10 protein-coding genes and 2 pseudogenes are annotated in these 12,342 nt (G+C 52.7%); 8 read left to right on the forward strand and 4 right to left on the reverse strand.

The features are described from left to right. The first annotated feature begins 102 nt into the window (after positions 1–102). Genes ACGLHT_RS11670 through ACGLHT_RS11685 form a run of 4 tightly spaced genes read left to right on the forward strand, consistent with a single transcriptional unit; the run spans position 103 to position 5,497 of the window. A complete protein-coding gene (locus ACGLHT_RS11670) occupies positions 103–1,314 on the forward strand; it encodes a site-specific integrase (RefSeq protein WP_087534959.1) in 1,212 nt (403 codons plus the stop codon). Next, complete coding sequence (locus tag ACGLHT_RS11675) at positions 1,314–3,014, forward strand: site-specific integrase (protein ID WP_087534958.1); 1,701 nt, start codon at positions 1,314–1,316, stop codon at positions 3,012–3,014. Before ACGLHT_RS11670 ends, ACGLHT_RS11675 begins: the two co-directional genes overlap by 1 nt. Beyond that, the gene (locus tag ACGLHT_RS11680; RefSeq protein ID WP_087534957.1) at positions 3,008–5,074 is read left to right on the forward strand and encodes an integrase; all 2,067 of its coding nucleotides are present in this window, start codon (positions 3,008–3,010) and stop codon (positions 5,072–5,074) included. The genes ACGLHT_RS11675 and ACGLHT_RS11680 overlap by 7 nt, the downstream gene beginning before the upstream one ends. Positions 5,075–5,083: 9 nt before the next feature. Continuing rightward, the gene (locus ACGLHT_RS11685; protein WP_087534956.1) at positions 5,084–5,497 is read left to right on the forward strand and encodes a hypothetical protein; all 414 of its coding nucleotides are present in this window, start codon (positions 5,084–5,086) and stop codon (positions 5,495–5,497) included. Between the two features lie 60 nt (positions 5,498–5,557). On the opposite strand, the gene ACGLHT_RS11690 is transcribed toward ACGLHT_RS11685, so the two are convergent. From ACGLHT_RS11690 to ACGLHT_RS11700, 3 genes are all read right to left on the reverse strand, one after another. Continuing rightward, the gene (locus ACGLHT_RS11690) at positions 5,558–5,788 is read right to left on the reverse strand and encodes a hypothetical protein (RefSeq protein WP_087534955.1); all 231 of its coding nucleotides are present in this window, start codon (positions 5,786–5,788) and stop codon (positions 5,558–5,560) included. 566 nt (positions 5,789–6,354) lie between these two features. Next, positions 6,355–6,594: a hypothetical protein gene (locus tag ACGLHT_RS11695; protein WP_087534953.1), complete on the reverse strand. Its 240-nt coding sequence runs from the start codon at positions 6,592–6,594 to the stop codon at positions 6,355–6,357. A 243-nt stretch (positions 6,595–6,837) separates the two neighbouring features. Then, the gene (locus ACGLHT_RS11700; RefSeq protein ID WP_087534952.1) at positions 6,838–7,392 is read right to left on the reverse strand and encodes a hypothetical protein; all 555 of its coding nucleotides are present in this window, start codon (positions 7,390–7,392) and stop codon (positions 6,838–6,840) included. Positions 7,393–7,550: 158 nt separating this feature from the next. On the opposite strand from ACGLHT_RS11700, the gene ACGLHT_RS11705 reads away from it, so the two are divergent. From ACGLHT_RS11705 to tnpB, 3 genes and pseudogenes are all read left to right on the forward strand, one after another. Beyond that, positions 7,551–8,021, forward strand: a complete 471-nt coding sequence (locus tag ACGLHT_RS11705) for a helix-turn-helix domain-containing protein (RefSeq protein WP_140400443.1) — start codon at positions 7,551–7,553, stop codon at positions 8,019–8,021. Between the two features lie 409 nt (positions 8,022–8,430). After that, positions 8,431–8,820 (forward strand): IS66-like element accessory protein TnpA, encoded by a 390-nt coding sequence (tnpA, locus tag ACGLHT_RS11710; protein ID WP_140400442.1) that lies wholly within the window; start codon positions 8,431–8,433, stop codon positions 8,818–8,820. Further along, positions 8,772–9,041, forward strand: a pseudogene (tnpB, locus tag ACGLHT_RS11715) (IS66 family insertion sequence element accessory protein TnpB); the annotation flags it as partial. The gene tnpA and the pseudogene tnpB, both read left to right, overlap by 49 nt. 738 nt (positions 9,042–9,779) lie before the next feature. On the opposite strand, the gene ACGLHT_RS11720 reads toward tnpB, so the two are convergent. Further along, positions 9,780–11,294 (reverse strand): zinc finger domain-containing protein, encoded by a 1,515-nt coding sequence (locus tag ACGLHT_RS11720; protein ID WP_087534950.1) that lies wholly within the window; start codon positions 11,292–11,294, stop codon positions 9,780–9,782. Positions 11,295–11,524: 230 nt separating this feature from the next. Between ACGLHT_RS11720 and ACGLHT_RS11725 the strand changes: the two are divergent. Beyond that, positions 11,525–12,260, forward strand: a pseudogene (locus ACGLHT_RS11725) (NAD-dependent deacetylase). Positions 12,261–12,342: the final 82 nt, after the last annotated feature.

The raw sequence follows: 12,342 nt of genomic DNA on the forward strand, positions 1-12,342 counted from the left end.
CCAAGAAAAATAGTACCATAACCGCAAATGAGGTGCCAAGAACTCGTGATAAAAATGTAAACGAAGGTTGTCAATCCTTGATACACCGGTCAAAATGTAAACATGAAATTTCAGATCAAGAATTACATTGCCCAGAGCGGCGAGCGCTACTCATTTCTGTTCGCCCCGGAGGATGAGGGCGTACCTCTCTTCTACCCCGCTGTCTACGTATCCCGTAGCCTCAGAGAGAACCACACTCACCAGACACAGCTTGTGGCTCTTGACGCCATCCGCAGGCTGTGTGAGTGGGAGCGAGATAGAGGAATTAACCTCGAAGACCGTCTGCTCGCACAGACTCTTCTGAATGCCCAGGAGGTCGATGATCTTGCAGGGCACATGAAAGCACGTCGTTCGGGCAAGCCGGGGCAAACTATTACTCCTCGAAAGTTCAATGTGTACTGGGGGTGCGTGCGTTCCTATATTGCCTGGTTGACGGATGAACTTTTCCCGAATGTTGATGAGGCTGCTGTTCGTAAGCTGGTAGAGAAGCAGGCGGAACGGCTTCAGGCAAAAACTCTTCGTCGCGTAGGCTCCAGTGCCCGCAAAAGACATTCTCTCTTGAATGAGAAATTTACGGAGTCAGCCCGCGAACTACTTGTTGAACTCTTCGCCTCCCCGTTCCTGGGCATGTCCACTGCAACACATCGCGGTACTCGCTTGCGCAACGTAGTGATGGCCAGGATTCTTTATGAAACCGGAATGCGGCGCGGCGAGCTTCTTTCGCTAAAATTACGAAATTTTACGGAGTCGAGTGGCGGGCGATTGCCCTACCTGGAAGTTGAACGCAACCATGACGACGAACTTGATCACAGGACACATCAACCGGTAGCTAAGACCCAAGGCCGGATCTTGGCTATTTCCTACGGATTGGAAGAGCAGATAAAACAGTACCGTACCGAGTACAGGGCGGAAATCCAAAACGTCGGTTTCGGAGACGAAGATTTCCTCTTTTGCGTACACCAGTCTGGCAAAACTGTCGGCAAAGCACTCACTGTGAATGGTTTCAATACAGCAATTAACTATCTGAAAAATAAATTTCCCGCCATTGGCAGGAATTTACACCCACACGCATTCCGCCATGACTTCAACTACCGCTTCTCGCTTCATGCCGATCAAATGGGTTGGACGGAGGCCCAAGAAGCAGAAGCCCGCGAAGAAGTTAACGGATGGGCTACGGGCTCAGACATGGCCAAGGTGTACAACCTGCGCCATCGCAGAGAAAGAGCCATGGAAATTGGCGTGAAGATTGCCCGCGACACAGAGCGACCCGTGTAATGATAAAAGGAAATACCGCTGCTGCCGCCCAGCTTGATGAAGAACTAGAGGCGCTGGACATCCAGCAAGAAGATCTTGCCGTGGATCTTTACGCGACCGCTCCCCCAGAGAAACCTGGAAGGATATTTTGGGAAGAAGACCGCTATGTTCAACTTGGCTTGGGCAGTGTCGACTGCTCGCTATTCATGTCGAGACTTTCGAATGAGGATAAGGAGTCTTTCAAAAAACACATCCTCACACATGGTGAAGACCAGATACTAAGCAGCTCTAGCTTGCTACATCTGGTTCGGGCGTTTGCCTATAGCGGGAGAGAGCTCCCCCCAAAGAAGTTTGACGTTATTTGGGCAAGCAGATCTCTTGACAACATAAATTTTAGGCACACAAAATATAAAATCCGAAAATTCCTTGAGTACTGGAGCGACCGATATCCTGATGCGGTAAGCAATGACGCTTTAAATTTTCTCGCTCAAGCTGCGCCCTTTAAAAATAAATCAAACAATGTCGAATCGGACGACCCCGAAAAAAGCTGGCTTTCAGATGATGAGTATGCAGATGTCATGAAGGCCATTTGGAATTTCTATGATGAAACAAATGCACATCAGCCCACTCTGATCAGACTGTTGTCAATGCAGTATGCCAGACGCCCCGTCCAGCTTAGAAGCCTAAAGTTCTGCGACCTGAAATCAGGCACAGAGAAGATGCTTAGTCAAATCCCTGATCCGGAAATTCATTTCCCGTCAGCGAAGGAGCAAGACGCAGATGTCGACTTTCGAGGTGGAAAGTTTGAGATCCATCCGGTAGCGGATCACCTCTGGAACATGCTCACCATCCAAAAGAAGCACATCAAGGTATTGTTCTTTGAGACCATGGGGATCGAACTATCCGAAAGCCAGCTCGAGCAAGTACCAGTTTTCACTACCGCGCTCCGCATCAAAAACGCATGTGATTCGCTAAAAAACAAACTGGGCCTTAATCCTGCGCTTAATACAAGCGACTCGCTGTTTCACTTGCCTTCCGGCTTGATTGGAAAGGTTCTCAGTTATGAGGGCAATGGCGGCAGCACCGATGCGCGTAAACGCAACTATCCGGTTCATCCTCCTCTACCCATAAGCGTCAGAACTGGGCAACCAATCGTGGTGAATGCTACGCGTTTGCGACACACCCGAGTTCGCCAGCTTGCTCGGCAAGGGGTAAAGAAGTCGGTCATTTCTTATTGGCTGGGTCATAACGACGACAATGCCCTGAAGTCCTATTATCACGATCCAGCAGAAGAAGCTCGCCAGCTCGATCAGGCGATGTCCAAAGGACTGACGCCAATCGCCATGGCATTCCATGGGCGAATCATCTGCACGGATGCGGAGTCCACTCACCCTACCGATCCTAGCAAACGTGTCGAGCTTGCCAAGGGCTATCAGTTGCACTATGTGGGGCGGTGCGGGAAATATAGCTTTTGCAGTACAACATCGATTCCGATCCCTTGCTATATGTGCAAGAACTTTGAGCCTTTGATTGATGCTCCCCATCAAGAAGTCCTCGAAGCGCTCCTCTACAGGCAGCAGCAAGAGCAGGAGTTGATCCGGCCAGGAAGCATGAGGAATTTGCTCAACCCGATCGACCTATCCATGGATATCATTGCAGTCCGCCGTTGCATTCAGTTGTGCGATGCAAAACGTAAAAGTATGAACCAGCCACAATGTTAAAGCTGATCAGTTTCAACCCAAATCCTAAGGTATCCCCGTCGACTAACCTCAGAGAGTTCATAGCCTTTTGCCGTGACAAACTTACTCTTTGGAACGGCGCGGACGGTTTTACCTGGGAAGATGTTTCTTGGCCAGACAGCTATAGAAATTCGAAGGTAAGATTTACCAACTTGGATAGCACCAAGCTACATAAAACTGTGGCACCTACCGATGGCCAATTGATGCACCCAGCGTTTATGGACATTGCTAAAGCCTATCTGCGCTACAAGCATAGTACTAAGCCCCATCGCAATATGCCCCGAGAAGTGCAGGCATTGCGCGCTCTTGACCGAGCCATGGTTGAAGACATGGGAGTGCCTGACATTACAAAGATCCAGCAGTATCACTTCAACAGGGCATGTGATTTCTTAGAGAGTTACTCTGCGCGCCAAAATATTGCTAACTCGCTACAGCAGATATTGGCTCTGCTATCCGAAAAGCTGATCGTCCCGGCTGAAGTTATTCGGTGGGCCCACCCGTATGGTGGTAAAAATTCTTATGAAAAAAAACGGGGAGACCGAGCCCCAGACGAAGTCAAGGCGGCAAAGGTCGCCAACCAGGACGCCTTTTTCAGCATTGCAGACGTGTTTGCTAAGCCGGTATCTCAGCTAGACGACAGCGACATCATGGTGACGTCGATGACTGCGTTGTTTCTGAGTGCTCCAATGCGAATTGGCGAGACGCTAGGATGGCGCCCGGATTTCCTGCGATCAGACAATGATTCAGAAGGTAACCCCCAGAGCTATCTGGCGTATTACGTTCCAAAGACCCGCAGCTATACGCGCAAGGCGGTTCCTACCACCATGCGGGATGTGGCCGAGATCGCGGCTCAGCGACTCATCGAGATTACCAATGAGGGACGAAAGCTCGCTTTGTACATGGAGACTGAGCCAGTCAAGTTCTACAGACACGCCAATTGCCCCGCTATACCAGATGACCAAGTCCTTACCAGGGATCAGGTAGCCCAGGCTCTAGGTTTTTCTGAACGCAAACACTGTGAGGATTTCATACGATCGCACACAGGTAGCTATTCCCTCACCGGATTCACGCTGGATTCTCTCTGGCAGATCGTGGTGGCCGAGCACCGCAAGAAGAACCCGTTCTTCCCCTATCAAGAAAAGCCCATTGCAGGGTTAGTCCCACTCAAGATGAGTGAATCCCTGATGTGCTTCAGACGATTGCAGCTAGGTGTCCGAGCCAGTACATCCCCCGTACTTCTGGCTCCCTTCAACCCAGACTACTACCGAAAGCGGCTGGACGGTGCTATCAAAGCTGACCGAAAAAACCAGCGCCCGCTCTGTTTTTTCACCAAGCACGGCTATGACCCTAATCGATTGAATTCGCATGCACTGCGGCATTTTATGAACAGGCTGGCCAAGCAGCACGGGGTGCCGATTGAGCAGATAACTGAGTGGAGTAGCCGCGCGACGGTTCGCCAAACGCCAACCTACTTGCATGAGACGGCTGAACAGCGTCTGGTCAAGGCAGTAGCGATCGAAGACCCGGAAAAAGTGCAGCGAATACTCGATCCAGTAACCGAAGAAGAAGCGGCTGCCTATGGCCATGGGCCGTTCCATCGTAGCCGATATGGCATCTGCCGCCGTAGCTGGCGCTTAGGGCCATGCAATAAGTTTGCAGATTGCACGAACTGTTCAGAGCTGGTGGCCTGCAAGGGTGATAAAGTTGCGCTGAAAGCGGTCAAAACGGACAGAGATAACATGGCGGGCACCTATGAAGCTGCCATGCAAGCGGTTGAAGCAGGTGAGCGCTCAGCCTCGCTATGGATAGATAAAGCGCGCCCCCAGATCAGCAGACTGACCGAGTTCGTCAACGTGCTGGAGAACCCTCAAATCCCTGACGGCACACCTATTCAATTGCTGGGCACAGATTTCAGCCATGAAAAAGTAATGGTGGAACAGAAAGCTATAGAGAACGGGGTTGTGCTGCTGGATCGAGCTAAGCTCGGTGCAGAGTATGGTGAGGAACTGCTGGATATGCTGGACTTGCTGCTCCACGAATGAGGAAATTAAATGCCTAAAGTCATTACAGATCAGCAGACACGCGACATTTGCCGCATGATCAACAAGTGGGACAGCCAACATAAGTTGGACTGGAACACTATATGCCTAGGCGCTCAGGAGATTCTGGGCTGGAGCTCGCCTCCGACCCGACAAGCGCTGAATAAAAAAATAACTATCAAACTTGCTTATCAAGCGAAGAAAGACTCTCTTCGAAAAGAAGCCGAGAGAGTCACCAGGCTACCCCGGCCCAAGACGATTCAAGATGGCGCTGAAAGAATTGCACGCCTCGAAAAAGAGATTGAGCGCTTGAATCTTGTGAATTCAAAAATGGCCGAAGTCATCCGCATTATCAGTCACAATGCCAGCTCTAAGTTTAAAAGGCATGAGTTGATGAAACCAATCCCACCATCAAAACATGCCTGAGGCCCTGTCAAACCGGATCACCACTAAAGCGCCTCAAGTGACAGCAGCAGCTTTCTGATTTCAGAAAATTGGTCTGCTCCCAGGATGACCGAGCCCGCCCTCGCCGGCGAGCATGCCCTCAACGAACTCGATGGACATCTCCAGTTCGCCCTCGGCTTCCTTAAAGACCGACTCGAGAGATGGATGTGCGCCTGAGGCGCGAAGCTTTGCTATCAGATCCAGGAACTCTCGGCCTTGGGCCATGGGCATTTGAATGCTGCAGTACACGGTGTCCTTCGCGTCACGGCTCATAAGTGCCTCCATCAGAATTTGTCTTGGCCGGGCGCGCCCTCACGGGCCGGCTGTCGTGAACCGAGCCGCTCGCCACAGCGGCGTCTCGGCCCTCCGGGCGTCCATCCTCGCGCCTACGCCATCCTGGCTGCGCGCTCCGCTTGCTCATGGGAAGCATAAATCGACGCAAGGCGCGCTAGCCCTTTCGATCCCGGGCCGCTCTGTGACGCTCAAGGTGGGCCATTTCCTGCCACCACTTTGAAAGAAACTTCAACCAGTCATGCAGATAGGCGCCTTCAGCCACTCGGGTTGAACCGTAGCTTGCACACAAGAAGCGCTCACGCCATGGCTCCGGTATAGCGTCGTCCCGTACGATGGATATCCCAATCGAATGGGGCTCAGAGGCTACCTGATACGCGATCTCGTCAACGGTGGTTATCCGACCTGACCCAAGCCAAGCTTGTTCCTGCTGGTCAATCTCATCCAGCACCCTCAAAACACATAGTGCTCTTGGATCACCAGGGTCAAGATGGGCGAGCGTCCACAATGTCCTCCGCCGTCGGCTTTCACGGAGATGAAGTGAATCATCACTGGCCATTGCGTGAATTCCTAGTGAGGTTGGCCACCGAGTCCGTCGTCACCGGCAGCACGCGTTCTACAAACTCAATCGACATCTCAAGTTCGCTCTGCATCTCGTTGAATACAGATTCCAGGCCAGGGTGTTTGCCGGAGGCGCGGAGTTCGGAGATGAGTCTGTGAAGCTCGTACCCATCGGCCATTGGCATTTGGACGTTGCAGTAAACAGTGTCTTTGGTGTCTCGACTCATGCGGCCTCCGGTTTGCTTTCGGATGTTAGCTCACCTGGGTATTAAGCCGTATTGGAGGGGACTGGAGGCGCCCTTCGGGACGGCTGTCGTGCACCAAGCCGCCTGCTGGCGTCTCGGCCCTTCGGGCTTCCATCCTCGCCCCTCCCGCTACGCCTGCGCGCTCCGCTTGCCCTTAACGTTGACAACTCATTGCGTGACGGTGGTGCGCAGAGATGACGGCGAAGATCAAACCACCCTTTTCTATTACTTATGGAGTTTGCTGAATCGGGTTGCTAGAGTCGCGGGCTCTATCACCATCCAGCTTTGTGGGTCAGCCGTGCATTTTACCATCCGCCAAGCAGCATGGAGGAAAAATGCTGCCGCTAAACCGCCTTCGACTACAGCCCATTTCGTTATCTGCGATAACTCAACTCCTGTAATACCCAAGAATCTCCCGATATAAACGTTGGCGAACCACCCCAAAACAAATACGACAGCAAAAGCTATCATCGCGTAAAAAGCCAAGTGGAAAGGAACTTGCCACCGATACTTGGTAGCAAATTCCCTCACGCCTTTACTATTTTCAAATCCGTAGAGCACTCCAAAGTTTTTCTCTTTCTTTTTGGAGTTTTTGACAATGGCGTACAGCGTAACATCGTCACCTTCATTAAGCTCTTCGTAAAACTCCGTTTCCATCTGGATGTTAGGTATTTTCTGGCCGTCCAGGCTAACGGTCGCTTTAAGCCCCTTGCTCATCCGATCCGTCACCTTGACGTAATCGAGCTTTCCCGAGACTTTCGCGCAGTCGAATTTAATCACTACATATCCTATGAATTCAGCCAATCGAGGTATGTGGCTCAGCACCCACCCAGCCTAGTAAGCGAGGCTGGAAGCACCGATCCAGACTGCTCACGCAAGCCTGATCGCCCCACTAAGGGGACTATAAACCGTCGAATGGGGCATGGCAATCTGACTTCATGCTCCATTTGCTGGAGCGTTTTATGCTGCCCCGCCATGCACTCGCGGCTGTCATCCGCGCTCTCCGAGCGGTGAAGGGTGTGAGCCAGGCGGAGTTGCCTGCAGACCGCAAGCACCTCTACAAGCTCGAAGCCGGTTTTTCGAACATAAGCTTAGAGATGCTCGTCCAGCTGGCTCAAACGCTGAAGATGGAACCGTCAACGCTTATGGTTCTAGTGCAGTCGGCTGACCAAGCGGCGTCTCCAGAGTTCGTCCTGGAAAAGATTAGAGCTGAGTTGGACGAGTTTGGTCGGTTGGGCGGCTCTGCAGAATTGGCTCGGCAGCTCGAAATGGGAGGCCAGAAAGCCAGAGCCGCTGCCAGGGATAGCCGCACTGCTGAAATTCAAGCGTGCAAAGCCAAAGGTCTTACCCAGCGCGAGACTGCTGCTGAGCTCTCCCTATCAAAATCTACGGTTGCTAGGGCCTGGTAACGGCAGGCCATGCGTACCCCTCCGATGGGAGAACTTTTGTCCTCCATGTCGATTACCTCACCTAGCCTACTCCCCGATAGGCACTGGCGCTGTTGATTCAGAGGGGGCCAGGGGATAGCCAAAGGTGTAATTGCCTGGCACCAGACCCTCAGCTTTGAGGAAGTGCCCTTTTGATCAACACTTTGAATGCCCGCTGACAAAAGCCAGAGACCCCAAGCAAGAACCTAAACCGCCATGGGCGGTTTTTTTTCGCCTTCAGCTTCATCCCGCCTCGGAGAGAAATCATGACCATGCATGCAGCAGCACGCCATAAGCGTCTGGCCAAGTCACCTTCCGAACTCCGGCATTTAGGGCGATGGTGTCCGCGTATTTTTAAACGGACGCGATCACCCTTATCGCCAGGATTTCCATGCTCCAACGAAGCTCCTATCCGAAACCATTCAAAGCCCAAGTCGTTCAGGAATGCCTGCAACCTGGCGCAACGGTGTCCAGTGTCGCCATCAGCCACGGCATCAATGCCAACGTCATCCGCAAATGGCTGCTGCTCTATCGAGATCAGCCCGCAGCGGCCTTACTACCGGCATTCGTCCCACTAAAAGCCACGCCTAAACGGCCAGTCGAAGCGTTAGTGATCATCGAGTTGCCCATGGCCGGGCAAGTGATCACGGTGAAATGGCCAACCTCAGATCCCGAGGGCTGCGCGCAATTTATGCGGGCTGTTGCTCAATTATCCGCATCGATGCGATCTGGCTGGCGACCGAGCCGATGGACATGCGCGCGGGTATCGAAACCGCATTAGTCCGGGTGATCGCGGTGTTTGGTGCGGCGAAGCCGCACTGCGCTTACCTGTTCGCCAATCGCCGAGCCAACCGGATAAAAGTGCTGGTGCATGACGGTGTGGGCGTCTGGCTCGCAGCGAGACGACTGAACCAAGGCAAGTTCCACTGGCCCGGCATTCGTCATGGCAGCGAGATCGAACTCGACAGCGAACAACTTCAGGCATTGGTGCTGGGCCTGCCCTGGCAGCGCGTCGGTGCATCTCAAAGATGTGCTGTCGCGGCTGCCGAACCAGCGGGCCAGGGAGATCGGCCAACTGCTACCGCATCAGTGGGTGCCGGCCTGAATCACGCTGAGTTGGTGTGCGCTACGGAACACCCTTTCTTATCGTCTCGGGTCATACGAGTTGAGTACCGCATCCCACTGCATTTCATGGTCTTCGACCGCAACATTCCATTCGCAACCAGACACCGCGATACGAATGTCCGATAAGCACTTACACCAATGTTGTATGCCGACCCATGGTGCGTCTTCTTGGTTATCAGGGAGCTTAGTGGCGCCCGAAAACACGAGGCCCTTCTTTAGAAAACGACTTGGCTCCAGGTTGGTTGAGAAATCGAATGACTCCCAATTCAGGCCAGAGCCGAGGGAGAGGAATCGTTCGATTTGATCACCTACACAGTGGCGACGAACAATCTCCTCAATAACGGTTACCTCGTTCGAGCTGAGCGGGGCCTTTCGCCTAGCAGTGTAGTAGATGGATATTGCCAAAATGCGCCCTCAGACCCGGTAACCGTGATTGGGGTGAAGGATACCGGGCTTGCGTCCTTTCGACTACGCAAGGTGTGTTAGCCGGACACTTACCGCGCTCCATTCGAGGCACACCGACCAATTCCAGCTAATAGAGAGGAAGACAACCTATCAACTACAAGCGAGGGTGCTTCAAGGCCAACTGGTCTGCTAGCAGCTTGCCTTGTTAACTTAATAGTAGTCGTCAAATCTATCGGCAAAGCGGCGCTGAGTTTCCCCGTACCCTCCACAGCTACGACAATCATCCCCGTTTAAATGCCCTTTCCCATTGCATTTTGGGCATTTAATCACTTTAAAGCTCGCAAAATCAGTAGCGTCCGACTGCGCTTTAGTCATCTCGCCATACCCCCCGCAAGCTGGGCAATCTCCACCATTGTAAGTCGAGCTTCCCTTACAGAGGCGGCACTTACAAACATCAAAATCAGACAAATCAACATTGGCTGCGTCTTTTGCCAACAGCGTGCACTCCCCCCTGCACACTGGGCAGTCATCCCCATTGAATAAGCCCTTGCCATTACACAAGGGGCATTTAACATCTTTATAGGAACTGACATCTACTTGCCCAGCTTGCCACCTAGGAAGCTTTCTCTCCCCATGACACTCACGACAGTCATCACCCTTCCAACTCCCACGACCTTTGCATAGCGGACAATCAACTTTGTCGAAGTCTTTGAACTCCGTCATATCTGAAAAGCGACGTTCAAGTTCTCCTTCACCGTGACAAACCGGGCAGTCCTCACCTTCATGAACCCCACGTCCGTCGCACAATTGGCAGGTGATCAATTTGAAATCGACAAGATCGGGGTATACGCCCTCATCGATCGCGCCGTCCGCGTGGCAAACCGGACAGTCGTCCCCGTTGTAAGCCTTGGTTCCCTCACAAAGCGGACAGCGCTTCAGGCCACTCTTCTCTAAAAACTCATCCTCGAAAGAAACTGCATCCACCAGACGCTGAGAAATGGTCTTTGCTTTAGCCTTTTTGCCAGGCGCAATCTTCTTGGTGAGTTTTTGGAGAGTGTCGCTTACCTCTTCCACATCAGAGTAAGAGGCCAGTTTGGGCAGGAGATTCAACACTCGTCCCCCCAAGTCTTCGATCGCCCGAAGGGCAGCAGAGGACTGCGTGATACGGAGTTGCTGTTGAATGGTCTCGCAAAGAGATAAGGTCGCTGCAATCTGCCTGCTAATCTGCGCTTGCCCAAGCCACGCATGCCTGCTGAAATACTGCAAGGCCTTTTTAACAGACCGAATATCGCTGTTGTCAGCCCCCTTTGGCCCGAAGCTACCGTTATCCAACTTCGTGTGGTGATTGGCGCACAGCCAAATCAGATTGTGAGGGTGATTATTTTTGCTAATTGCCACGTCTCGAATGTGAGCCGCCTCACCCGCCTGTCCAGACGCTTTGCAGAGCGCGCACTCAAGGTTAGCTTCTTGCTTAATTTCAGACCGTATAGACTTGGGCAGATGAGGTCGCTTACCTTTATCAGCTGGCCACGGTTGCTTGAGCCAGTTATCGTAGGCAATAAGCTCGTCGGCCTCAAAATAAAAGGTGTCGCCAACTTTTTTCGCAACTACCAGCTTCCGAGAATCATCCTTCTTCACTGCGTAGGACGAAAAGTACCGCAGCAATTTCGGCGACATCCCGACCATGGCAGCTGCCTCGTATTCGTCCAGAAGTTCGCTTCCCATCGCCTAAACCGTTCCGTGAGTATGGAGTACCGGCTGCATTTTACGTCCCGGGTGCAGGCAGTGGAAGCACTCAGTCTCAGCACAAAAACTCTCGCCTGGACATGATCCGTATGCCTACCTCAAGGACGTGCTGACGCAACTGCCAACGAGATCGACGCTCTTATCCCACATCAGTGGACGCCTGCTTAACGAGCGCAAGGTGTGTTCGCGGTTCGCTTACAGCACGCCTTCTGCGCGAAGCAAAACATGTAGTGGCATTTACCGGGGCAGGAGCATCAGCGGAGAGCGGGATTCCAACGTTTAATGATGCGTTGACGGGATTGGGAGCGATTCGACCCATCAAGGTTGGCTACCCAAGAGGCTTATCATGCTAAATCTGACCTTTGCTGGGGTTGGTATGAGTGACGCCGGCGGAAGGTGGCCCAAGCTCAACCCAATCATGCCCACCTAGGAATCGTCGAGCTTGCCAAGCATGTGCCCAACGTTACTGTCGTGACCCAAAATGTGGATGATCTCCATGAGCGGGCCGGGAGCAAGGGAGTCATCCATCTGCATGGCAGCATTCGCTCGCCTCGTTGCCAAAATTGCGGGGTTGCAGACACCTCACCGCTTCCTTCTGAGGCACTACCGGAGGAAGTGGCACGGATAGAGCCGCCGAGATGCAACATGTGTGGTGGGACTGTTCGACCAGGGGTGGTTTGGCTTGGAGAGATGTTGCCGGAGGAAGCTTGGGGCAAAGCCCTTGCGGCTGCTGAGGACTGCGACTTTTTTCTATCAGTCGGAACGTCCGGGATTGTTTACCCTGCAGCAGAGCTTCCGCTTCGCGCCTTGGGCCGAGGTGCTACGGTCGTTCACGTTAACCCGAAGCGCTTTGAAATCAGTAGTCGAGAGCTCTTTTTGGAAGGTAGAGCCTCGGAAATGCTACTAGCCCTCCTCAGTGCCGCCTTTCCTAGCGCTGAGTCCTAGATCCATTCTTCTTCACGTGCGATGCTTATCAGATAGCTCCAGCCTGCATGAATATCCCCATACGCTAGTTCAGCTTGGCGTG

The organism is Pseudomonas sp. PsB (assembly GCF_043658375.1).
Lineage (GTDB): Bacteria > Pseudomonadota > Gammaproteobacteria > Pseudomonadales > Pseudomonadaceae > Aquipseudomonas > Aquipseudomonas putida_Z.

Bases quoted from the DNA above. Each gene is read 5' to 3' on its own strand.
- ACGLHT_RS11675 (WP_087534958.1), top strand. From the start codon at position 1,314: ATGATAAAAGGAAATACCGCTGCTGCCGCCCAGCTTGATGAAGAACTA.
- ACGLHT_RS11685 (WP_087534956.1), top strand. From the start codon at position 5,084: ATGCCTAAAGTCATTACAGATCAGCAGACACGCGACATTTGCCGCATG.
- ACGLHT_RS11680 (WP_087534957.1), top strand. From the start codon at position 3,008: ATGTTAAAGCTGATCAGTTTCAACCCAAATCCTAAGGTATCCCCGTCG.
- ACGLHT_RS11670 (WP_087534959.1), top strand. From the start codon at position 103: ATGAAATTTCAGATCAAGAATTACATTGCCCAGAGCGGCGAGCGCTAC.
- tnpA (WP_140400442.1), top strand. From the start codon at position 8,431: ATGCTCCAACGAAGCTCCTATCCGAAACCATTCAAAGCCCAAGTCGTT.
- ACGLHT_RS11690 (WP_087534955.1), bottom strand. From the start codon at position 5,788: ATGAGCCGTGACGCGAAGGACACCGTGTACTGCAGCATTCAAATGCCC.
- ACGLHT_RS11695 (WP_087534953.1), bottom strand. From the start codon at position 6,594: ATGAGTCGAGACACCAAAGACACTGTTTACTGCAACGTCCAAATGCCA.
- ACGLHT_RS11705 (WP_140400443.1), top strand. From the start codon at position 7,551: ATGCTCCATTTGCTGGAGCGTTTTATGCTGCCCCGCCATGCACTCGCG.
- ACGLHT_RS11720 (WP_087534950.1), bottom strand. From the start codon at position 11,294: ATGGGAAGCGAACTTCTGGACGAATACGAGGCAGCTGCCATGGTCGGG.